Below are 23218 nucleotides of genomic sequence, written 5' to 3' on the forward strand. Positions count from 1 at the left end.
GAGCCAAACAAAAAGATGTCACCCTTCTTAAGCTTTTATTAATTCAGTTATCAGTCATTCAAAGGATTGCAATGGCTTTGATGAAATTAAGTTTAATTGATTGTAAAGTGTTAAAATTTACCCAATCATCAAGAAAAGAATCAAAACATGTTGTATTTGCGATCGCTGCCTTCGAGAATTGGAAATAGTATTTAAGTGACATGTAAAATCTGTACGCTGAATCACTGTTAGCTGTTAACTGATAACTGATGTGGATATTTCTGTATTTATTAAAACTTTTGTAGCTGTATTCGTGCTGGCGGATGCTTTGGGCAATGCACCTGTGTTTCTAATCTTAACTAAAGGGATGGAACCAGAACAAAGAAATAGCACGATCGATCGGGCAAGTCTGGTTGCAACCGGGGTGTTGCTGGCATTTGCCTTTGGTGGTCAATGGATTTTAAGATACTTGGAGATTAGTCTGGGTTCTTTGCGCGTAGCTGGCGGATTGTTGCTACTGTTGATTGCGCTGAAAATGCTTGAGGGAGACATAGATACGCCAACGGCAGACCAGCAGAGAGATGTAGCGATTACCCCCCTCGCCTTACCACTTTTAGCGGGACCGGGAACCATTACAACGGTGATGTTATTAATGTCTGATTCTCCCGACGCTCATATTAGCGTGGTAATCGGAGTTGTGGCGGCGATGTTTGTAACATGGCTAATCGTGCGTCAGTCAGCATTCGTAGATAAATGGATTGGTGCAGAAGGTGAGGTAATTATTACTCAGCTTCTAGGATTTTTATTAGCAGCTTTGGCAATTGAGATTGGTAGTACGGGGATTAAGGAGTTGTTTTTGAGTTGACAGCGTTTAAAACTCAACTTTTTTTGCTAAGAATAGCCTAGAGACAAAATATGGGAAATTCCGCAAGCATCTAGCTAGAGATTTCAATCAGTCTTGGCGCAATTTAGAATAGTCTGCATTCACTTTTTGCCGTAATCTTGCACGTACAATATACAGATGAGATTAGCTATCTTTGATTTGTGAGGACAGAGCAATATGCTATTGCAAGCTCTTTTCAAAGTAAAAGAACTGGCGCAATGCTCGTTATTTAAGTTGATTTGTACTCTCCTATTATTGACTGCTTGTACGAGTAATCAATCGACACAGAATGCTACAAATTTAGATTCAAACACTGCGACTCCAGTAGCTAAAACAGGAGGAACTCTAATTTGGGCGCGGTATGGTGATGCTGATTCCCTCGACCCTCATCGCACTACGACAACATTGTCCTGGCAAATCTTCGACCAGCTTTATGATACGTTATTGGCTTTCAATGACAAGGGTGAAATTGTTCCTAACTTGGCAAAGTCATGGAAAATTAGCCCAGATGGTAAAGAAGCCACTTTTGTATTAAATCAAGGAATATCCTGTCACGATGGTACGCCCTTCGATGCCAATGACGTGAAATATACAGCACAACGGGCATTGGATGATAAAAACCCTAGCGTCACTAAAGGTGCTTGGGGATCAATTGCGGCTGTAGATGTAGTCAATCCTCAAACAGTCAGATTTCGATTTAAATCTCCATTTGGGGCATTTGTATCTTTTATGGCAGATCCCTTTGCGAGTATGGTCTGCGATAGTAATAAAGTACTGGGTAAACAGTTTGGTGTGAGTAAGGCGATCGGTACAGGTCCCTGGAAGCTGCTAAGTTGGACGAAGGGCAATGAAATTGTATTAGCAAAGCATGACAAATATAAAAAGTTTGGTCGTCCGGTACAAAATCAGGGTGCGCCCTATTTAGACCGATTAATTGTACGGCAAATTCCAGAAGCGCAGGCTCGTTTGGCAGGTTTACAAACCGGAGAAGTACAACTCGTTGTTAACCCACCATTGGATGACTTAGATTCAGTCCGCAACGATGATAATTTGCAAATGCACGTTGCTCAAAATACGGGACAGAATTTCTTCTTTGAATTTACAATTTCCCGTCCTCCATTCAACGACATTCGGGCGCGTCAAGCGGTAGCTTATGCAGTGGATGTAGATTCGGCGCTGCAAACTGCCTTTGGGGAAGGTTTAGTGCAACGAGAGAAATGTCCTATTAGTCGCGGTGTAGCTGGTAACGACCAAGAATTTTGTAGCAAGTACGGTTACGAACATAATCCAGAAAAAGCGAAACAGTTACTTGCAGAAATGGGCTATGGTGCGAATAAGCCACTGGAGGTAATTTTGATGACCTCTACTGGCGACAATCGGGAAAAAATGGTGCAAATCTTTCAAAGTCAGTTAGCTCAAGTCGGGATTAATGCCAAGATTGAAACAATGGATATTGGTACGCTTAACGCCCGTGTCAAACAAGAAAATCAGAAAAAATCTGGAATTAGCACATTTGACATGATGGATTGGGCGTGGTTCGATCCCGATATTTTATATCAACTTTGGCATTCTCCTGGGGCTTATAGCGGCTACCAAAGTAAAGAATTGGATGCATTGTTAGAGAAAACTCGCACGACTGTAGACCAAGGACAACGCAAGCAAGCTGTAAACGATGTCATGGAATACTTACTTAAAAATGCTGTCCACATTCCCTTATATACACCTGGTTCGCTTTGGGTTTATGCCACTCGTAGGGAAGTTCAAGGCTTTAAGATTGGTCCCTTCAATCGTCCCGTGTTTAATGATGTCAAACTCAATTAACTTCAATTAACTCAGGCATTAGTACATCATGACCGATAGTAATCACCGCTTCAACGAAGTAGTAGCAGAAGAAATTACTAATCTCCTCTCATCTTTGGATGAGGATAGAGCAACCATATTAGGAAAACTCACTAATATAGAGAATAAAGTCGATCGCTTATAGATTAAGCAATTCATCTTAATTTTTAAATATTTGCTCGTACTCCTACAAAAATCAATAGTTTGTATTACAAAAAAATCGGTAGTAAAAAAAGAACTGAAGCAAATGAACGAATCATTTCATACTGAATTTGAAGTTGTAAGACTTAAAGATTTACCAGCGGAAGATGGCGATCTCACTTTTGAGAGCGAACACGAAAATAACTTGGGATTAGGAATGTATATACTTATCAAGAAAGAGTTTAAGCAACAGGCTCTTATTGATAACTTGCAGGAAGTACTGAAAAAGGATGAAGTAAAGCTTCAATACAGAAAATTATCTATTGTAGAAAAAATATTCAAGATAAGTATAACATGAAGTGGCTGACAAACTCTGAATATTATCATTCAGTTTGGTCAGCAGAATATAAATACGACGGTTTAGGATTGGGAGAAAATCGCCACAGCAATATAGTGACTTTTGGAAATAGTGGCACATTTGAAATTGAAGATGAACTAAGGAACAAAGGACTTGGCTCATATATGCTTGATTCAATCATTGTATGGGCTAAAAAAAACTATCCTAATGCTATTGCTGAAATTTCTATCGGTTCTCCTTATGATTCTCAGCAAGATAAGAAAAAACTCGCTCGTTTCTATGGTATTAGAAAACTTAAAAATGGTGTAAAAGTAGAAAAACTCGTAAGTAGATTAGAAGAAAATAATAAAATAGAACGAATTATTTATAATGACTTTATGAAAAAAATCTCAAAAAAGACAAATGACGATGCAGATGAGATTTCTAAGTACAAGCGTGAAAATTTAACTTTATATAGCTCGAATGAAAAAAAAGAAAAGTGCTATCGGATAGTAATTGGAATTTTGTCGAGCGCAGTATTAATACTTGGAGTTTTACTCAAAACTAAATTCAGCTGAATCATTAGCGTGTCTTAACAAATGGGATTGAGAAAACGGCGATCGCCACAGACTGATTTCTTGTCAAGCCACACCAGATACATTTATTGGAAGCCGGATAAGTAGTAAAATCCCCTCAATTCAGTATTTCAAGGTTTTCATAATAGTTCAAACGTTCCAAATTTAATTTTGACTTTTGACTTTTAACTTTTGACTTGCTCAGATGACTCGCTACCTACTCAAGCGTATCCTCAGCGCCCTATTTACGATTTGGATTGCCACGATCGCAGTCACATTATTACTCCATATTGTCCCTGGCGATCCGGTACAGATTATGTACGCTCAATCTCAATCCACCACGCCGGAACAGTTAGAGCAAATTCGTCACAACTTAGGACTCGATCGCCCGATTTACGAGCAGTACATTATGTATATGAGTCGCGTGTTACGGGGTGACTTTGGCACGACAATTCGCGGGACTCAACCCGTATTCGATTTACTCATCGGTCGTTTGCCAAATACGCTTTTATTAGCAATCAGTAGTTTAATCGTAGCTACGATTGTGGGAGTGGCGACGGGATTTTTTGCCGCATACAAGCGAGGAACGTGGATCGATACCGCATTGATGACTGGGGCAATTGTGGGAATTTCAATTCCTAACTTTTGGTTAGGATTAATGCTAATTTACATATTTTCCGTCAAATTGGGCTGGTTGCCCGTAACTGGTACAGACTTAAAAAATTTGATTTTACCCGCACTGACGCTAGGTTTAGCAAACGCCGCTTCGGTATCTCGGCTTACTCGTTCCTCCATGCTGGACGTACTAGCTCAAGATTATATGCGGACGGCACGCGCCAAAGGTTTAGCCGAGACAGTCGTACTTTCACGCCATGCTTTACGCAACGGTTTAATTAATGTAGTAAATCTACTAGGATTGCAATTTACCTACATGATGGGTGGTGCGATCGTCGTAGAAAATGTTTTTGCATGGAACGGTATCGGACGATTGGCAATTCAATCAATCTTTCAGCGAGATTATCCAACAATTCAAGGCTTTATTCTGATTTTTGCAACGGTAGTGGCGATCGTTTCAATCTTCTTAGATGTCATTTACGCATTACTCGATCCACGTATTGCGTATAAGTAGGAAGTTGTAGGGGCGGGTTTAGCGAAGGATTCACAGCCAAGACAAAACATCCTTGTTCAAAACCCGCCCGTACCGGAGCCGAGAGTTGGAAGTCGGAATTAACTGTCAACCATCAACCATCAACCAATAACCAATAACCAATAACCAATAACAAATGACAAATGACACTTCAGTTGCACCTTTGCCGTTAAAAGCAAAACAGTTGAGTCAGTTTTTGCGAGTACTGTTGCGAAATCCTGGTTCGCTGGTTGGCGCAGCTATACTTTTGGTTTTGGTTTTGGTAGCGATTTTTGCGCCGATTATTGCACCATTTGACCCCTTGCAAATGGGTGTAGGGAAGAATCTTCAACCACCCAGCTTAGAACATTTATTTGGTACAGATGATTTCGGACGCGATTTATTCAGTCGAATTGTCTACGGTAGTCGGTTGACACTAATGATTGGACTAATTGCTGTAGGAATTTCCATGACTGCGGGTGTAGCAATTGGCGCGATCGCAGGTTATATGGGAGGCTGGGTAGAAGCTATACTAATGCGGGCAATGGATGTGTTGTTTTCGTGTACTGAAACGTTAATTGCACTAGCGGCGGTGGCGGTTTTGGGTCCCAGTTTAATTAATGCCACGATCGCAGTAGGTATCAGTTCGATTCCTTTTTATGCTCGTATTGCTTACGGTGCGGTATTGGTAGAAAAGAATAAAGAATATTTCAAAGCCGCGCAAGCTTTGGGCGCACAACATGGGCGGTTAATTTTACGTCACTTGTTACCGAATATTCTCTCTCCTATTATTGTCGTGGCAACTGTCGGGGTTTCTATTGCCGTACTGTCGGCTTCGGCGCTGTCTTTTTTGGGATTGGGCGCTCAACCTCCTTCGCCAGAGTGGGGCACAATTTTAGCTGCTGGGCGAGACTATTTTAAACGCGCCCCTTGGATTACTGCTTTTCCTGGTTTGGCGATCGCTTTTACTGTCCTGGGATTTAATTTACTGGGAGATGGTTTGCGCGAGGCTTTAGATCCGCAGCAAAGACAGGGAAATTTGTAATTACGTGTTCTGAGTTAAATATTTTTTTGGTTCGCGCAAAGACAAGGACACTTCCGTGCGGGGGTTCCCCCCGTTGAGGAGCGACTGCGTTGTGGGGGTTCCCCCCATTTCCGCGCAAAGACGCGAAGAAGATCGCTAAAGAAGATTGCTGGTGTTGAAGTTTTATGAATCGAAAGCTACTTGAGGATTTATGCTGGGAGATTAGAGCTTTTTTAGAGCCTAAATGGATGATGTTGCACGAATTTTGGGGAGAAGATAAGCCTAAAATAGCATCACAATATATGTGCCGCTACACTTCGATTTTTTTGAAAGCAGTGTTGGAGGATTGTACTCGTAAAACATGGTACTTAGCAGCGGGACGACCAGTAAGTAGAGAGCGTGAAGGAACAAGTCAAGGATACTTTGGGTTCTGCACTTTTGATGGTTTGTTTTTTGACCATTGTTGGGTGCAGTCAGGAAACTGGATTATCGATCTTACTGCCGATCAATTTGGTGCTGAGAAGGTAATAGTTACTTCCATGAATGACTCTAGATATCACCAGAATTTGGATGAAGCTAGTTTACGTAAAGACATTACAAAACTCTCTCCTAGATGGGAAAGGTGGTTATTAGAGTGGCGTAACTTTCACTGATACTTGTCAAGATTCAATTTGCTCTAAAATTGCCTATGTCTCCATTACTTGATGTTCGTCATTTAGATACTCGGTTTTATCAACGTCGTAGTGTGGTTCGCGCTGTAAATGATGTTTCGTTTCACGTTGATGAGGGTGAGACTGTAGGGGTTGTGGGCGAATCTGGTTCGGGTAAAAGTATCACGATGCTATCGGTGCTGCGGTTGATTCCATCGTCTGGAAAGATTGTGGGTGGTGAGGTTTGGTTTGAAGGGCGGGATTTGCTGAAATTGAGCGATCGCGAAATTCGGAAAATTAGAGGCGATCGCATTGCTACAGTATTTCAAGACCCGATGACTTCTCTAAATCCTGTATTGCGAATTGAACGCCAAATGACAGAATCAATTCAACTGCATTTGGGAATGGATCGGACGCAGGCAAAAGATAGAGCGATTGAATTAATGCAAAAGGTGGGAATTCCAGGTGCAGCCGAACGGATTCGTAACTATCCGCATCAATTTTCGGGGGGAATGCGCCAACGGGTAACGATCGCAATGGGGTTGGCGTGCAATCCTAAGTTATTGATTGCTGATGAGCCAACAACTGCTCTTGACGTAACAATTCAGGCACAAATTGTCGATCTTGTCAAACAATTGCAAGCCGAGTTAAACATGGCAACGATCTGGATTACTCACGATTTATCGCTACTTGCCAGCTTAGCCGATCGCATTTTGGTGATGTATGCGGGACAAATTGTCGAGTCAGCGCCATTATACGCACTTTATCAAAATCCCCGCCATCCTTACACGATTGGGTTACTAGAAAGTATTCCCCGACTGGACGCACAACGTCAGACGCGCCTGAAAGCAATTGAAGGATTACCACCAAATTTGACAAATTATCCTAAAGGTTGTCCGTTTGCACCTCGCTGTCAATTTGCGATCGCCCAATGTCACAATGAAGATCCAGCATTGGAAACTGTGGGTGACGGGCATCAAGTTGCTTGTTGGGTAAAACCAGTGACCAGTAACCAGTGACCAGTAACCAGTTATCAACCGTCAACCAATGACCAATGACCAATGACCAATGACCAATGACACTCAAGTGATAATTGTCGGGGCAGGTCCCACTGGTGCAACGCTAGCTCTACTACTAGTGAAACGCGGCATTACCGTCAAGCTAGTTGAAGCATCTCGTAACTTCCGCCGAGCTTTTCGTGGTGAGGGGTTAATGCCTAGCGGATTAGATGCTTTAGAGCAGATGGGCTTGTCCTCTATGCTAGAACGCATTCCGCATCAAACATTAGATGCATGGGAATTTATAATTGAGGGGCGATCGCTGTTTCGAGTTGACGAACCGATTGAATCTGGCGGACAATCTTGTACTCTTGTTTCACAGCCAGCTCTACTTAAAGCCCTCATTGATGAGGCAAGCACTTATGCTAATTTTGAGTTCGTGCAAAATGCTCCCGTGCAAGATTTATTGTGGAGAGATGGACGGGTTTCTGGCGTGAAACTAGGAAGCAGCGAAATTTATGCCGATTTAGTTGTTGCTGCTGATGGTCGAAATTCTATTGTGCGGCAACGAGCCAATTTGTCTTTAGAGCAAAAGTCTCAAAGTTTCGATATTCTTTGGTTTAAATTAGCAGATAGTCCGCATTTTGAGTCGGAAAATATCTTTTATTCGATCCTTCAAAGTCATCATGCATTTGGTTTGTTTCGTTCTTCAGAAGGAAATTTACAGTTGGGCTGGGCGCTGCGCGATCGCGATTCTGTAAACTGGAAGCAAGTTGATGATTGGTCTGAAATACTTGCATCTGCTTCACCGCCTTGGTTGGCAGAGCATTTTCGCCAAAACGCCAAAACTATCGATCGCCCTGTTCTATTATCTGTTGTCGTTGGGCGCTGTTTGCGCTGGTATGCGCCAGGTTTGCTGTTGTTAGGCGATGCCGCTCATCCCATGTCACCAATCCGCGCTCAAGGTATTAATATGGCTTTGCGAGATGTCATTGTGACGGCAAATCATTTAGTTCCCTTGTTAGGTGCAAATGCGGAAACTACAGCAATTGATGCAGCATTGCCAAAAATTCAAGCCGAGCGGGAGCCGGAAATTATTCGCGTGCAGCAACTTCAAGCTCAAGAAGCGGCTCAGGCTGATTTACTAGAGAAAAGCGCATTCATACGATGGGGCGCTAGCTCGCTAGCTCCATTGCTGCGCTACCCCGTGCGTCAGTCTTGGATTGCTCGACAGCGCCAGTTGCGCCAAGGGGTAACGCCAGTAAAGTTAACTGTTTAAGGTGGTGCAATCATGAGTCACGCACAGCAGCCACACGCAGTCATTCCCATGAAAACGATTGGTATCTTGGGTGGAATGAGCAGTCAGGCAACAGCTGAATATTATCGCCTAATCAATGCTGGAATTAATCAAGTGCGTGGCGGTTGGAATGCAGCTGAATTGCTCATATGCAGCGTAAATTTTGCTAACATCGAAGCTTTCGTGCGACGCGAACAATGGGACGATGCAGCAAATTATCTTGTTGGTAAAGCACTTAAGCTAGAACGAGGAGGCGCTGATTTTATCGTCATGGCTACGAACACTCTACATCGAGTTGCGCCACAAATTGAAGCAGCCATTGAGATCCTCTTAATTCATATTGTTGATGTTACTGCTGCTGAAATTAGACAGCAGGGCATTACAAAAGTTGGCATACTGGGTACTAAACCTGTCATGCAAGCAGATTTTTATCGCGATCGCTTCAAATTACATGATATTGAGTTAATCGCACCGAGCGATCGCCAATGTCAAATTATCGATACCATTATCTTTAACGAGTTGGTTCATCGCATCATTCAGGATGAATCGCGCCAAATCTACATCGAGATTATGCAGGAATTAGGCGATCGCGGCGCTCAGGGAGTGGTTTTAGGCTGTACTGAAATCTCATTATTGGTTGAACCAGCAGATTTCCCCGATCTACCCTTGTTTGATACCACCGCTTTGCATTGCCAAAAAGCAGTTAATTTGGCATTAGAAATCGAACCCATACCAGAGTTCCGTAGGGGCGGGTTCACCCAAAATCTCCGTTAAAAGCAAAGCAATTCAGTAAACCCGCCCTGACTAGATATCCATGTAGAAAACCTATTGAAACTTATCCACCACAGGAACCGATGGTGCAATCTCAAACCAGCGCAAATCAAACCGATAGAAAAAGCGCGACGTTATTAAAAATTCGCAATTTACAAGTTTATTTCCCAATCCATAAAGGTATTATTCTACAAAAGCAAGTCGGCTGGGTTAAAGCTGTTGATGGTTTGAGTTTTGATATTAAACGAGGGGAAACTTTAGGACTCGTAGGAGAATCTGGCTGTGGTAAAAGCACGACTGGGAGAGCAATTCTACAACTAATTCCGCCTACACACGGTCAAGTTTACTTTGAAGATACAGAACTAACCAAGCTTACAGGCGAATCATTGCGACAAATCCGGCAACGGATGCAAATGATTTTCCAAGATCCCTATGCATCACTCAATCCTCGCATGACAGTGGGGGATATTGTCAGCGAACCATTAGAAATTTTTGGATTAGCTACAGGAAGAGACAAACGACAGCAAGTCAATCGTTTATTAGAAATGGTGGGTTTAACTCCAGAATTTATCCATCGCTACCCACATGAATTTTCAGGCGGACAACGCCAACGAATTGTCATCGCCCGTGCATTAGCCGTGCGTCCCGATTTTATTGTTTGCGACGAACCGATCGCGGCGCTTGATGTCTCCATTCAAGCCCAAATCGTCAACTTAATGCAATCTCTACAAGCAGAACTAGGACTGACTTACTTATTTATTGCCCATGACTTAAGCGTTGTCAGGCACATATCCGATCGCATTGCCGTGATGTATTTAGGTAAAATAGTCGAACTTGTCGATCGCGTTGCCCTCTACGAAAAACCTTTACACCCCTACACTCAAGCCTTACTCTCAGCCATCCCAATTCCCGATCCGCAAATCGAAGCAAAACGCGATCGCATTGTCCTCCAAGGCGATGTTCCCAGTCCCACAAATCCGCCTTCTGGCTGTCGCTTTCACACTCGTTGTCCCATAGCTATAGATGTATGCATTCAACAGGAACCAGAATTTCGAGATGCAGGCGGCGGACATTACGTCGCTTGTCATTTAGCAGAATAGGGAGTCGTTGGGAGATGTAGGGGCGGGTTTTTTTGAGGATACTTGTGAAAAACAAATAGTTCTTTGGATAAACCCGCCCGTACCAGAGTCGGGAACCGAGTGGAAGGCGACAAAGAAGAAGGATTCAACCAACAACCAATTACCATTCCTGTTCCCTAGGATACATTACACCCCCCTGAGAGAAATTTAAGATAGTCTCCCAAGACAGATTTGAGTGCAGTATACGGAGTACAGGAGACAAGCCATGTGTGGCATTGGTGGCGTAATGAATCGCGATCCTTCCCGTCCGGTCGATCCAAACATTTTGGTGGCGATGGCAGCAATCCAAAGTCATCGCGGTCCCGATGGATGCGGTTGGAAAGTGGTAGACGAACGCGGCGTTGGCTTTGCCCATGCTCGTCTTGCGATTATTGACCTCAACCCAGAACGAGGACGACAGCCATTTGTCTCGGCTGACGGTCAGCATACAATCGTCCACAATGGCGAGTTTTACGACTATAAGCGTCTGCGTTCCGACCTCACTTCTCGCGGTTATCGCTTTGCCACCAAGAGCGATACAGAATTAACATTACATTTAGCGGACAGGTATGGGTTAGAAGGCGCTTTACCCCATCTGCGCGGCGAGTTTGCTTTTGCATTTTACGAAAAAGCCGCAGATCGGCTGACATTGGTACGCGATCGCTTTGGGGTAAAACCTTTATACTGGGCGCAGACACCAGAAAGTTTTGTCTTTGGTTCGGAAATTAAAGTCGTCTTCGCACACCCCGACGTACAGCGCCAGATTTCTTCCCAAGGTTTGTATCACCAATTGATGCAACTGATGGTTCCTGGTACGAGTGCATTTGAAGGAGTTCGCGCCGTCCAACCAGGACAAATGGTAATTGTCGATCGCCCGAACGGACAGTTGCGGGTGCAGACTAAGACTTATTGGGATTTAAATTTCCCTTTGTTGAGCGATCGCGCCTCTTTGCAACCTGACGAATTCTACATCGAAGAATTGCGTCGCTACTTTATTGAAGCGATTCAATTAAAACTAGAAGCTGACGTACCCGTTGCTTGCTATCTTTCTGGTGGAATTGATTCTTGTACGATTTTGGGAGTCGCCGCCGCTTGTCAGCAGTCGCCTGTCAAAGCGTTTACAGTTGGCTTCGACGATCGCGATTACGACGAAACGGCGATTTCGCAAGAAATGGCGCAGGCTGTAGGAGCCGACCAAGATATCGTTACAGTCCAAGGGGGACAACTCTACGAACATTTTGCCCGTGCGGTTTGGCATACCGAACGCAGTATCTACAATACGTTTACAATTGCCAAGATGCTGCTGAGCGAACACGTCCACAATGCAGGCTATCGCGTTGTTTTAACGGGGGAAGGTTCGGACGAACTATTTGCTGGCTATCCCCAACTGCGATTGGATATGATTTTGCACGGAATGCAAGATGCATCTGCCGCAGAACGAGCGGATTTAGAAGACTGGTTGCAGGCAAGCAATCGCATATTTAAAGGTAACTTATTGGCAGAAAAACCTCTAGACGATCCGGCACTAACAGACGCGATTGGGTTTACACCTAGCTGTCTTCAATCGTGGTTAACTGCGGCTAATTCTGTCCCTGGCTTAATGCACTCAGATCGCCGCGCCGCGACTCGCGATTATTCCCCAGGAGGCGCGATCGCTTCTGTTCTCGATCGCGGTCAAGTTCAAGGTCGCCATCCCCTTGACAAAGTGCAATACATCTGGATAAAAACTCAATTTGAATCGCAAGTCTTAGGTTGGGCAGGCGATCGCGTTGATATGGCAAACTCAATGGAAGCGCGTCCGCCATTCCTCGACCATCATCTAGTAGAATTTGCCGTGACGTTACCCCCACTAATGCGTTTTCGGGGGAGAAAGGATAAATTCGTCTTGCGCGAAGCTATGCGTGGGTTGCTACCCAAAGCCCTTTACGAACGGCAAAAATTTGCTTTCATGGCTCCTCCAGCGCATACTGATGTGGCAAAGCAAAAAGCCATGCGATCGCTAGCAGATGACTATTTATCCAAACAGGCGATCGAAGCAGCTGGATTATTAGATAATGCAGCCGTGCAACAAGTTTTACAACAACACGCAGATAGCAACACATCTGATTCAGAGCGGACGAAACTGGATGCAATTATCAACCACATGCTGAGCGTACAAATGCTCCATCAACATTTTGTCGCTACAGACGTACCAAAACAAGCCCGCGATCGCGCTAAGGAATTAGGTTGGCAGGTGCAGCAGCCAATGCTAACAAATGCCTAAGCGGATATTGCGTGTAGGGGCGGATTTACCAAGAACTCGAATCTCATTCGACATTTTTTGAGTTCTGAAATTCTAGAATCTTATCGTACAAACCTGCTACTGATTCTTCTGCAAAAAACTCATCCTTGAGTTTAAGATAATTACTGCTGCCAATATTGCAAGCTGCCCAAAACCGAGACACCTCAGATGGTTTCATATTAGAAAAGAGAATTTGTAATCCTTCGTGCAAAACTTGTTGTTCGCTCTTAACTTAGATCGTTGTTATTTGTCTCCAACGCAAAAATGTGTTTGTTATGACTTTACGTACCTTTACATAACTTTAATTGAACGTCAGAAAGGTAGTATGTAGCGTTACTAGAGTAGTCTTTAATATATTCAAGAAGACAACGAGCAACATATTCAGCTAGCTTAACAGGAACAGCATTACCAATCATTTGTTATAAATCTGATTTACTTCCTTGAAATTTAAAACCTTTTGGGAAGGTTTGAATATAGCTACGCTCAATTGTAGTTAGAGGACGTAAGTTCTCGTTGAGATCGCATAGATCCCCTTCATGTTTTTTGTATGTTTTGGGAATAGGACGATTAACACCTCGGATTGTTGGACTAGGTTCATGAATACTGAAAATAGCCCTTCTCTTATAACTTCTGGGATGTCGGTAAAAATATTCAATACCTAAGCTACTACCTAAGTATTCAAAAACAGTCATCGGTCGCTTAGACTGATTCTTGATTAGATAATGACTTAAATTACCATCATCTCCACCAAGTTGACCAATCAAGAAATATCGTTTTCTGGTTTGTGGAACCCCACAATAGCCAGCATTCAAAATTGCAGAAGTTAAACCATATCCGCTTTTCTTAAATACTTCTAAGCTTGTCTCTAAAACTCGGCTTTTTGCGATCCTATCAACGTTTTCCATCACAAACCAGTTAGGCTTAATAAGAGCAATAATGTTCGCAAATGCCAAAGATAAATCAGCTCTACCACCATTTTCATCTCTTCTACCCGCACTTGAAAAATCTTGGCATGGAGGACCACCAATAATCATCTCTGGTTCAAGTCTATTAATAAATTCATATACATCTTCTTTTAAAAGATCTTTCTCAAAGATAGGATGCTCGAAGTTGTTGCGGTAAACCTCAATTGCTGGCGACCAGTATTCAAAAGCAGCCACTAGATTGAATCCAGCATTTTGAAATCCCAGTGACATACCCCCACAACCAGCAAATAAATCTACCGTTCTCATCTTTACAAATTGAAAATTAGAATAAATTTAAACTTAGAGTTATCTACTAACTAGTCAAACAAATCGGAAGAATTACATATTATAGCATCAAATCTCCTCTCTGGACTTAATAAATTTTGACCTCCACCTAAAATGATTTCCTTGATTTCCGTTTTCTGAATTCTTGGCATTCTTAAAAATTCCGATCTCATATAAAAGTTTGTAAATTTTCCGTTCACTGAAAAAGCTTTGTCATTTTTTGTGTTACAAGCAATACTAACAATTTTTCTATAGTCAAATTGATAGTGTTGACTAAAATCATAAATCATTTTAAAGAGCCAAACAACAGCACGAATATGTCTACCAACTGTTATTGTTTTATTTGGTTTACTATCTAATTTGCTTGAATCTAGAATTAGTTTTATAAATGCAAGGTTGCTCCATACAAATACATCCAAACAATTATCTGCAAGTTTAGGAGATTTGCTTACAGTTTTCCAAATAGGTTGCATCACAGAAGGTTTTTGTACTGCTACCATAGACAGCATAATTAATTTGAGAGAATCAAACATACTTGAAAGATGAGTTATCACCTCTGAAGGTTCTGTCCAATCTTCTATCTCCTCGAAGTTTCCTATAATTAAACTTTTTAGTAAATTAATATCTTGTGCAAAGTACTCAGCAATACTGCAAGCCAGGTAAACAATAGTATCAGGTCTTACTACTATTTCACATCCATACAAGCTTTCATCTAGAAGATCGCACGTTGAATTGTCAGGTAAAGCTGTTAATTTTACCTCAACTGCTTGCAGGCAACTTCCCGTATCTCTTTGTTGAGTAACCAAATCTGCTCGCGGTAGCGCACCGATCAAATATTGTTGGTATGGAGTAAACTGTGTTTCAAAAGCGTAAAACAAGTTGTCTGAGTCTGGATTAATTCCGTAGAAATAAGCTGTATTAATACTTGAATGCTCGACTTCTAAATTTGAATTGAGCTTGATATAAATGTTATCAATATTTCTACTGTATAAGTAAGCACAAAGAGAAGCTGGAAATGAATTGTTGAAACAATTTTTACCCCAAGCGTCTTTTTGGGTGAAGTCTCGGTTTGAGTGTTTTAATCCAAATAATCCAGGCTGCTGATTTGGCGTATTTCTTGAAAACACAAGCTGTCAGTACTAGAAACGGCTCAGCCAATTAGTTTACTCTGTATCATCTACATTAGCTGCAATAAGATAATTGTATAAAGAATTGTTTTAATAGACTTATGCTCGTAACTTTTACCACAACTACAGATTAGTAGCAACATAGGGTACGTTAGTCACGCACCCTACAAAATCAAGCCTATAAAATTAAGCTTGCGGTTGAGGCGCTGGCAACAACCTTCCCAAACCCTGTTTAACAAACCCTTGCAAGAAAGCAACTTGCTGATTTTGTTGAAACACATTTTGTAAAGTCTGTCTCAACTTATCTAAATTCAACCCTGACGCTGACTCGATCGCCTCTTCCTGTTGTTGGAAATATTCGATCAAACTACACCCTGCTAGACGAGTTAAATAAGCGGCGCTAACTCCTTGCACGGCTCCACCTGCTACAAAGGTGATAGCATTAGTTTTTAAAACAGTACTAATGGCTTTCGTAGAAAGTTCTACCAAACCCAACTTCAACATCAAACTACCCATCGTTCCCGCTACATTTTGCGCTTGCTCAAACGAGAATTTTTGCTGGTAAACTGCGCCTAATTCCATCACCAACTGAGCGTTAATTGCTGCTGTTGCGAGTAAATCTAAAGCTGGAACTGGGTTAGCAAAAGCGGCGGCGGCGGCGATCCATTGGTATTGTTCTACAACGGGGAGGGCGCGATCTCGTCTTATTCCATCTAAAATGACTTTGCCTTCTGCTTTCAACTCTTCAGCTTGGCGTTTGATAGTTGCCCATACTAACTGTTGCGCTTCTTGTTGGAGAATATATTCTAAACGTTGTGTCAGAGAAGCAATTTCTGGTAAACGCTGTTCCAACCATTCCTCTACCGCACCATCAGTTTGATGCTGACGGACTTTTAACGAATTCGGTGCAGATGCGATCGCTACAACGTCTTCTGCGGTTAAAGTAGGTTGTATTTTTTGCTGGAGAGAGTATAAAACAGCAGCGCGATCTTCGGGCAAATATTGGTCTTGTTTATTAAATACCAAAACTGGGCGCTGATGGGCTGCCAATAGTTGTTGTAAAGTTTGATATTCTGAATCAGTTAAATCTCCGGCTGTCACAAATAAGATTAAATCGGATGCGATCGCACTTTGTAAAGCTGCTGTATCCGTCTGTTCGACTTCGCTAAATAAAGCCGCTGTCTCGCTAATACAAAGTTTTCGATCTTGCGGTTGTGCTTCTAAAACTTGTCGTAATGTCGTCTTACCGACAGATTTACCACCAGTAATAGCTAGATTAATTTCTTGGCGATCGATCTGCGCTTCTAATTGGGCGATTTTTTCTCGCAGTTCTGGAGTAGGATGATTTTCTATTTCTAGGCGATCTGCTACTACTTGTACTTGCGCGATCGCTTTTTCTACCGTTTCGCGATTGATGGGTAATTCTTGCACCCGTTGTTTAGGGCGATATTTCCCAAATAACCATAAACACAGGATGATGGCGATCGCACCCATCAAGCTAAACTCACCCAGATGGGCTAAAGATTCTCGCCACCCTTGCAAAAACCACAGAGCAAAGGCTAAACCAACACCACCGATTAAAATTGGACGCTGCAACATACCAGCCACACTCGCAACATCTCTAGTCTAATGATTTCCCACAATAAAATAGCACTCTAAGTGGCTCTAGACGTGCCGAGTTTACTATACTTTGCGATCGGTCGAGTGCCAGCTACTGGTTACCTATGATACTTGACTGCTCGAAACAATAGAAATTTCATTAGTGGGAACTCCGAATGGCGTTATCTCACTAACAACAGCTTCCTCAACTGAGTCAAGAGGTTGCATATCAGCTTCATATTGCAAAACTTTCTGTAATATTAATTTCCAAGCATCGCGATAATTTGCAGACCGAGGTTTTCTCTGTCGTTTCTCAGCTTCAACTAAATGAATTTCGCTGCCATACTCGATAAATACGTCTACTGGAAATATATAAAACAGGTCAAGATTTTCTATATAGACTAGAGCAAAATCAAAGTCTAATTGTTTATAAGCTTCTCTAACCATCAGTCGTCGATTTGTCTTGGTTCGCCGATTATCTACAACGTAATTACTCGAAGGCGCGTCAAACCAGGCATACTTTACTTGAATTTTAACCAGAACTCCACTAACATCGAACACTAGATCGTATAGCAATCGATCGCCAATAGGTTTTAGAACCCCCCAACCTCGTTTTAAAGCATGGAAAACTGCTGCTTGTTCTGCTATATCTCCTTTTAATTTAGTATCCATTTGAATAATTTCTAGCTGCTCGAACAGCATAAAACAAAACCCTGCAACTTTTTACATTACAGGGTTTCATCTTTTAAATTGGTGGCGGGAAGTGGATTTGAACCACTGACCTTCGGGTTATGCTTACCATCTACAGCTTTCGCTGCCTAAATTGACTCGTCTTGAGTTAACTAGTTTGTGGTCTGGACTGTCCCTTCATCCTCGGCTTAACGTTAGGATGCCTGCCTTCCAGTCTCTACACCTTCTCTCTTGCGAGAGCTTGGTTCGGGATTACCGCGCTAATGGCTTCCCCGAGTTTGACAGGTAAACGTACGTAAGTTTCTTTACGTACCGCCCATAACAAGACTAACTGCTAAGCGCTTGATTAATCTTGCTTGTTGAGCCCGACGAGCTACCAGGCTGCTCTATCCCGCGTCAACTTTTCTAGTATAACCATAAGTTTTGGTAATTTGCAACTATAAAAGCGACAATTCTCCCAAAACCTCTAGTCGCTTGAATTTACCGAACTCCATAAAGCTTTCAGCGAGAGTTTCTGCGGCTGAGGGACTGAGCCAACCCATTTGCTTGAGCAAGTGAATCGCTACAGCGTGCTTAGCGCGTTTAGAACCATCGATCGCCTTGATTGCCAAGCCCATGCCCTCACCAACTCTGCCAATACACTGCACGCCTTCCGCACCTGCTTTACTGACGAGTTCCCCTTGCGTCAGGCGCATAATTTCTGTATCAAACTCTCCTTCCCCTGCAATCAAGGTGGGATGATAGGTCATAGCACGCACGATCCGTTCCAGATCCAAGCTGCTACCAGAAGCAAGCTGAGCGTATAAAGCTGCCATTTGTCCCAACTGCATGAAATAGGTAGGCGCACCGCAATCATCGTGAGCGCAGATAAATTCTTCGGCTGGCATTCGCAGCATTTCAGCTACTTTAGTGAGAATTAATTGCTGCACGGGATGGTTGCGTTGAAGATAGCTATTGAGCGCCCAACGGCGTTGCTGACACACGGCTAACATTCCCGCATGTTTGCCAGAACAATTGTATTCTAGGGGGCTGCGCTTGCCCGCAGGTGTGGGACATTGTAATGCAGAGGGATCGATATCTGCTCGCCAAAGAATATTAAAGACTTGTCGCACTTGTGCGATCGCGGCTTTATGCGAACTACAAATAATCGCTAAATCTCGATCTGTGAGATTGTAGCGTTCTAAAGTGCCTGTTGTTGTCACGCCTAGTGCTTGAAATGGCTTGAGAGCAGAACGCACGAAAGTTGCTGTTTCCGCATTGCCAGCCACAGATAACACCCGTCCTCGATTGTCACAGACAACTGCTTGGACGTGATGGATCGATTCGACGATTCCTTCGCGCAGCAACCGGACTTCCAGTTCTGCGGCTTGAGTTCTTTTTCCCCTTGTCATGGGTTAGAATGTATCACCTTTTTGGTAATTTGATAATTGGTGATTGGTAGTTAGTAGTTGTTTGCTGTTGATAGTTCACCGTTAATTGTTTGCTGCGATTGACCATTATCCATCAACAATTACCGATTACCTATTACCCATTACCGATTTATAAAAAATACCAGATTAAGCCCCCAGACAGGAAAAAGAAACCCAGCCACGCAAAAGTGCGGCGGAGTCTTTGCAGGATTGGTTTAACTTGGTAGCTGACAATGAGCTGATCGCGGGTCAGTATTTCTAGTGGTTTCGTCCAGTTTTGACCGTCGTACCAACCTGTTTCCTCATAAAAGATCGTCTGATTCATCAGGCGATCGCGCACGTAAGACCAACCGAGGTACATCCGGGCAACTGCTAAAATTACTCCCAGACTCGCACCGAGCGTGCCGCATAGCAAGAATTGCGTTGCGTGTTTGATGGGTGGAAAACTAGCAGCGGCAATCGGTCCCGCCACTATCCACGACCAACCCCAAACCCACAGTAGTTTGCCAACATACTGCCGTAATTCTAAAGCGGCAGTCCGAAAAAAACCGGATGATTTGAGCTGTTCGTACTCGTTGAGCGGTTGTTGTTCGTCAGGAACTGGACAGACAGAAACAGGTGATTCCATCATTTTGTTGTTCTCCCATCGCCGCTGGCGGTTGGAAAATCGATCCGTTCGGCATGACCCCAGAATGCTTCTAAATTATAAAACTCTCGTTCGCTGGGCATCATAATATGAACTAAGACATCGCCATAGTCTTGTAACACCCAAGTTCCTTCATTCTTGCCTTCCATCCGCAGTAGCTTTCTATGCCATTCTTTGACAACTTTATCCTCAATTGCATCTGCGATCGCTCTTACCTGTACCCTAGAGTATCCAGAGACGATCGCGAAGTAATCGGCTAAGTAAGAAACATCAGCGACATGCAACAGGACAATATCGCCTGCTTTGCGATCGGCAGCAGCCTCCGCAATTGCCAAGGCTAATTCCCGACTCTCATCGGCATGAGTAGCACTGACTTTACTAGAGTTCAGAAAAGCGAACTGAGAGATTGAATTTGCTTGGGTATATTCAGACATTAAACCTCATTTTTTGAGCTATATTTTACAAATCAATTATCTGAAACAAAAGAGCAACTATGCTCATAATAATTGTCAAATGTACAACTTCAGACAGAGCGAAACTATTTCTTCATTTAAGCATGTGCGGAGAGTTGTGCTTGCTTTTTACCCAGTTAAGAAACCAATTTCGAGTCGCGATCGTGCGTGGATGAATTAAACAATGAGTCTCTATTAAAAATTTTAAAGAATAATCGCAGGTACGCCAAACAGCTTGAGGTAAATTTTGATAACTCATCTGTCGTAAAGCTTGTAACTCAGGGGTATCGCCTCTACCTGGCTCAATGCTATCCGCTAAAAACACGATACAGCTCAATTCCGTCATTTCTGGTCTGCCCAAAGTATGATTGGCGATCGCCTGCAATACTTCTTCATCTTGCACCCCAAAAGTATCTCTAGCAACGATCGCGCTGACATCGGCATGTAACAAATGAGGATGCAATTCCATCACCGGATCGCTCTCTAACCCCTCAGTACGCGCCATTTCCAGCAGCTTAGCGGGCTTAAAATATTTTGCCAAGTCGTGCATTAGCCCCGACATCGCCGCCTTCTCCACATTTTGACGGTGATGCTCAGCCAACTCCACCGCCATCTGCTCTACCCTAAGAATATGGTCGATGCGGGACTGCGGTACGTGTTCTGACAGCCAGCTTAAAACCCGTTCGCGCTTAACCGTAATGTACTCCGAGCTATGGTTGAGATTTAGCACAATAAAAGAGACAATCTCGACTCAATTCCCAATTTCATTGTAGCGAAGCCCATTAATTAGGAGCGAGAACGAAAATCTGTCTTTGTACCTTTGCGCCTTTGCACGACCTTATTTAAAACTTAACTTTTACGCTACTGCCCCATTCTGACCCATGACAACCGCCCGTCTCATCGAAATCTTCTCCGCCATTCAAGGCGAAGGATTAAACGTCGGCACGCGCCAAATCTTCATCCGGTTCGCGCTATGCGATCTACGCTGCCATTTTTGCGATAGCGCCCATACTTGGAGCGTACCATCAACTTGTCGCGTCGAGCGATCGCCTGGACTGCGAGACTTTGAAACCCACCCTAACCCCGTACAGCTCAATACTCTATTAACTTGGATAGAACGGCAAAACTCCCCAGGCTTACACGATAGCATCAGCCTCACAGGAGGCGAACCATTACTACACGCACCTTTCCTAGTAGAATTCCTACCTCTGGTACGTCGTGCAACTGGACTACCCATCTATCTCGAAACGGGAGGTCATCGTCCGCAACAACTGCAACTCATCTTACCTTACCTTGACTCGGTGGGCATGGATATCAAACTACCTAGCGTCAGTGGCGAAGATCGCTGGAACGAACACGCAGAATTTTTGCAAACCTGTTACCAAGTAGGGATAGAGGTATTTATCAAAGCGATCGTTTCCAGTCAAACCGATCTCGGAGACTTAGCCAAGGCAGCTAAACTAGTTGCATCCGTCAATCCAGAAATTCCTGTATTTCTACAACCCGCTACCCCACTCACACCATCCCAGCAGTTCGGAGACATTCCAATTCAAGCACCCACTCCAGCACAAGTATTGCATTGGCAAGCGATCGTGAAACAAGAACTCAAACGAGTCCGCGTTATTCCCCAAACCCACAAAATGCTCAACCAGCTATGAAGACGCGAATTTTCGCGTCTCTACAACTACATCATCTCATCTGGTGCGGCTTTCGTTTTGGCTTTTGCCTTGTTAGCGCTGCGCTTGAGTGCCTGCAAGCGACCTTCATATTTCGCTTTTTGTCGCTTGCCTGGTGCTTGCTCGATTAAAGTTTTTAAAGCACTGCCGAGACTTTTGTAGGCGTTGGGTAGAGTATAACCGAAACGAGTTGCCAAGGCGATCGCCTTTTCGTCTGCCTCTATTGCCTCTTTGACCTGCTTTTCGCCATTATTCTTTTGATATAGCCGATATCCCGACACGCCGCACAACGCCACTGCCAGCAACAATAATAAGCCATCCTGCACCCAAAGTTCGCCGACCGCGCCACCCAAACCAATCGCCAGCGCTGCCATTTCCCAACCATCTTTGGAAATGGTGTCATTTTGAATTCGCGCCACTTCGTGCCAAAATAGCAGATTCCGCTGATCGATCGCCAGCGCATCCCACTTAATCAAGTCGATTTGAATTTCCACCTGATCGCTGCCAATTTCTTCACTCCGAATCAGGGGTGGGTTAACTTCCGTCGTTCCTTCGACAGTTACCCAACTTTGCAGTTCTGGGGGCAGTATACCCTTGAGTCGCCGCAATTCGCTCATTTCGGCTTTAGCCGAGGAGGTTGCATAGGATGTCATAAACAGGATTCCAACAAGTGGCTAAGAATGCTTCTACTCTCATTTTGGAGTATAGCGAATCACATCGTCCAAATTTTGGCAAAACCCTCTACACATCAGCAGTTTCTAATTCTGCCATCTCTTGTAGAGATTGCCAGCCAGCCAGCCACTGGGAACGATCCTTTAGCAAATTCGCATTGATCCAAAACCTGACTTCAGGATCGCAGGCGGCGACCATTTCCGCAAACACCCACTTGCCTTGATTTTTGCGATTGACCACTTGAAAGTGCCTCCAGCCAAACATTTTTTGCTGGGAAGTCCATTTGGAACCAACGAGATAGGGGAATTTTTGCTTTTTGGGCATGGATAGCACGGAAAAACGTTGCAGAGACACAACGTGTCGCGTCTCCATAACTCTTAGTTTAGTGACATTGCCAAATTTTTACAGCGTTGTCAGCACTACCAGAAGCGATCGCTTGTTCGTCAGGACTGAGAGCAATTGACCAAATGGCATCATCATGGCTGCCGATAGTTTTGACAAATTTACCATTTTCAGAATGCCAAATTTTGAGAGTTTTATCGCCACTACCACTGACAATAATTTTCCCCAACGGACTTACTAACCAGAGCATAGAATGGTGAACAGTTTTAGGCAGCGGAGTAAGCAACATGTTTCTCACGAAAAAAGTTTTGTACAACGTGTGGTTGACGTTGTGTA

The 23218-nt window shown here is 43.4% G+C and carries 25 protein-coding genes and 2 pseudogenes; 14 read left to right on the top strand and 13 right to left on the bottom strand.

What is annotated here, in order from left to right; translation table 11 throughout:
• Nucleotides 1-250 precede the first annotated feature (250 nt).
• The 12 genes from H6G17_RS01295 (at nt 251) to H6G17_RS01345 (ending at nt 10720) form a co-directional block, all read left to right on the top strand.
• The gene (locus tag H6G17_RS01295; RefSeq protein WP_192153553.1) at nt 251-844 is read left to right on the top strand and encodes a MarC family protein; all 594 of its coding nucleotides are present in this window, start codon (nt 251-253) and stop codon (nt 842-844) included.
• Between the two features lie 195 nt (nt 845-1039).
• Nucleotides 1040-2683 (top strand): ABC transporter substrate-binding protein, encoded by a 1644-nt coding sequence (locus H6G17_RS01300; RefSeq protein WP_192153554.1) that lies wholly within the window; start codon nt 1040-1042, stop codon nt 2681-2683.
• Nucleotides 2684-2711: 28 nt separating this feature from the next.
• On the top strand, nt 2712-2846 hold the full coding sequence (locus H6G17_RS33840) for a hypothetical protein (protein WP_277875904.1): 135 nt from the start codon (nt 2712-2714) through the stop codon (nt 2844-2846).
• Nucleotides 2847-2948: 102 nt separating this feature from the next.
• Nucleotides 2949-3200 carry a hypothetical protein gene (locus tag H6G17_RS01305; protein ID WP_192153555.1) on the top strand — a complete coding sequence of 84 codons (252 nt, stop codon included), beginning with the start codon at nt 2949-2951 and terminating at the stop codon, nt 3198-3200.
• A complete protein-coding gene (locus H6G17_RS01310) occupies nt 3197-3757 on the top strand; it encodes a hypothetical protein (RefSeq protein WP_192153556.1) in 561 nt (186 codons plus the stop codon). The genes H6G17_RS01305 and H6G17_RS01310 overlap by 4 nt, the downstream gene beginning before the upstream one ends.
• A 202-nt stretch (nt 3758-3959) precedes the next feature.
• The gene (locus tag H6G17_RS01315) at nt 3960-4883 is read left to right on the top strand and encodes an ABC transporter permease (RefSeq protein WP_192153557.1); all 924 of its coding nucleotides are present in this window, start codon (nt 3960-3962) and stop codon (nt 4881-4883) included.
• Between the two features lie 154 nt (nt 4884-5037).
• A complete protein-coding gene (locus H6G17_RS01320) occupies nt 5038-5925 on the top strand; it encodes an ABC transporter permease (RefSeq protein ID WP_192153558.1) in 888 nt (295 codons plus the stop codon).
• A gap of 164 nt (nt 5926-6089) precedes the next feature.
• On the top strand, nt 6090-6557 hold the full coding sequence (locus H6G17_RS01325; RefSeq protein WP_192153559.1) for a hypothetical protein: 468 nt from the start codon (nt 6090-6092) through the stop codon (nt 6555-6557).
• 35 nt (nt 6558-6592) lie between these two features.
• Entirely contained in the window at nt 6593-7573 is a 981-nt protein-coding gene (locus tag H6G17_RS01330) for an ABC transporter ATP-binding protein (protein WP_192153560.1), read from the top strand.
• 49 nt (nt 7574-7622) lie between these two features.
• The gene (locus tag H6G17_RS01335; protein ID WP_192153561.1) at nt 7623-8831 is read left to right on the top strand and encodes an FAD-dependent monooxygenase; all 1209 of its coding nucleotides are present in this window, start codon (nt 7623-7625) and stop codon (nt 8829-8831) included.
• A 12-nt stretch (nt 8832-8843) separates the two neighbouring features.
• Entirely contained in the window at nt 8844-9623 is a 780-nt protein-coding gene (locus H6G17_RS01340; protein ID WP_192153562.1) for an aspartate/glutamate racemase family protein, read from the top strand.
• An 80-nt stretch (nt 9624-9703) separates the two neighbouring features.
• On the top strand, nt 9704-10720 hold the full coding sequence (locus H6G17_RS01345) for a dipeptide ABC transporter ATP-binding protein (protein ID WP_192153563.1): 1017 nt from the start codon (nt 9704-9706) through the stop codon (nt 10718-10720).
• Here the strand turns inward: H6G17_RS01345 and H6G17_RS01350 are convergent.
• Nucleotides 10705-10866, bottom strand: a complete 162-nt coding sequence (locus H6G17_RS01350; RefSeq protein WP_192153564.1) for a hypothetical protein — start codon at nt 10864-10866, stop codon at nt 10705-10707. The two genes, H6G17_RS01345 and H6G17_RS01350, sit on opposite strands and share 16 nt — an antisense overlap.
• Before the next feature lie 98 nt (nt 10867-10964).
• On the opposite strand from H6G17_RS01350, the gene asnB reads away from it, so the two are divergent.
• A complete protein-coding gene (asnB, locus tag H6G17_RS01355; RefSeq protein WP_192153565.1) occupies nt 10965-13001 on the top strand; it encodes an asparagine synthase (glutamine-hydrolyzing) in 2037 nt (678 codons plus the stop codon).
• 43 nt (nt 13002-13044) lie between these two features.
• On the opposite strand, the gene H6G17_RS01360 is transcribed toward asnB, so the two are convergent.
• The 9 genes and pseudogenes from H6G17_RS01360 to yqeK all read right to left on the bottom strand — a co-directional run bounded on the left by H6G17_RS01360 (nt 13045) and on the right by yqeK (nt 20922).
• Nucleotides 13045-13230 carry a hypothetical protein gene (locus H6G17_RS01360; protein ID WP_192153566.1) on the bottom strand — a complete coding sequence of 62 codons (186 nt, stop codon included), beginning with the start codon at nt 13228-13230 and terminating at the stop codon, nt 13045-13047.
• 70 nt (nt 13231-13300) lie between these two features.
• A pseudogene (locus tag H6G17_RS01365) lies at nt 13301-14251 on the bottom strand (DNA cytosine methyltransferase).
• 50 nt (nt 14252-14301) lie between these two features.
• Nucleotides 14302-15396, bottom strand: a complete 1095-nt coding sequence (locus H6G17_RS01370; protein WP_192153567.1) for a HindVP family restriction endonuclease — start codon at nt 15394-15396, stop codon at nt 14302-14304.
• Between the two features lie 186 nt (nt 15397-15582).
• Nucleotides 15583-16995 carry a DUF697 domain-containing protein gene (locus H6G17_RS01375; protein ID WP_199316296.1) on the bottom strand — a complete coding sequence of 471 codons (1413 nt, stop codon included), beginning with the start codon at nt 16993-16995 and terminating at the stop codon, nt 15583-15585.
• Between the two features lie 123 nt (nt 16996-17118).
• Nucleotides 17119-17697 carry a group I intron-associated PD-(D/E)XK endonuclease gene (locus H6G17_RS01380; RefSeq protein WP_199316298.1) on the bottom strand — a complete coding sequence of 193 codons (579 nt, stop codon included), beginning with the start codon at nt 17695-17697 and terminating at the stop codon, nt 17119-17121.
• Nucleotides 17698-18122: 425 nt separating this feature from the next.
• Nucleotides 18123-19076, bottom strand: a complete 954-nt coding sequence (locus H6G17_RS01385; RefSeq protein WP_015152486.1) for an asparaginase — start codon at nt 19074-19076, stop codon at nt 18123-18125.
• Between the two features lie 148 nt (nt 19077-19224).
• The gene (locus H6G17_RS01390; RefSeq protein ID WP_192153569.1) at nt 19225-19725 is read right to left on the bottom strand and encodes a CGLD27 family protein; all 501 of its coding nucleotides are present in this window, start codon (nt 19723-19725) and stop codon (nt 19225-19227) included.
• A complete protein-coding gene (rsfS, locus tag H6G17_RS01395; RefSeq protein WP_192153570.1) occupies nt 19722-20174 on the bottom strand; it encodes a ribosome silencing factor in 453 nt (150 codons plus the stop codon). Before rsfS ends, H6G17_RS01390 begins: the two co-directional genes overlap by 4 nt.
• Before the next feature lie 112 nt (nt 20175-20286).
• Nucleotides 20287-20922 (bottom strand): bis(5'-nucleosyl)-tetraphosphatase (symmetrical) YqeK, encoded by a 636-nt coding sequence (yqeK, locus tag H6G17_RS01400; RefSeq protein WP_192153571.1) that lies wholly within the window; start codon nt 20920-20922, stop codon nt 20287-20289.
• Between the two features lie 151 nt (nt 20923-21073).
• Here yqeK and H6G17_RS01405 point away from each other — a divergent pair, with 151 nt between their 5' ends.
• Nucleotides 21074-21850 (top strand): 7-carboxy-7-deazaguanine synthase QueE, encoded by a 777-nt coding sequence (locus H6G17_RS01405; RefSeq protein ID WP_192153572.1) that lies wholly within the window; start codon nt 21074-21076, stop codon nt 21848-21850.
• A 26-nt stretch (nt 21851-21876) separates the two neighbouring features.
• Here the strand turns inward: H6G17_RS01405 and H6G17_RS01410 are convergent, their stop codons facing one another.
• The 3 genes and pseudogenes from H6G17_RS01410 to H6G17_RS01420 all read right to left on the bottom strand — a co-directional run.
• A complete protein-coding gene (locus tag H6G17_RS01410) occupies nt 21877-22521 on the bottom strand; it encodes a DUF3318 domain-containing protein (protein WP_192153573.1) in 645 nt (214 codons plus the stop codon).
• Nucleotides 22522-22609: 88 nt separating this feature from the next.
• Complete coding sequence (locus H6G17_RS01415; protein WP_192153595.1) at nt 22610-22864, bottom strand: TIGR02450 family Trp-rich protein; 255 nt, start codon at nt 22862-22864, stop codon at nt 22610-22612.
• A 58-nt stretch (nt 22865-22922) separates the two neighbouring features.
• Nucleotides 22923-23218 (bottom strand): annotated as a pseudogene (locus H6G17_RS01420) (hypothetical protein); the annotation flags it as partial.

The sequence above is a fragment of the Chroococcidiopsis sp. [FACHB-1243] genome (assembly GCF_014696895.1).
GTDB lineage: Bacteria > Cyanobacteriota > Cyanobacteriia > Cyanobacteriales > Chroococcidiopsidaceae > Chroococcidiopsis.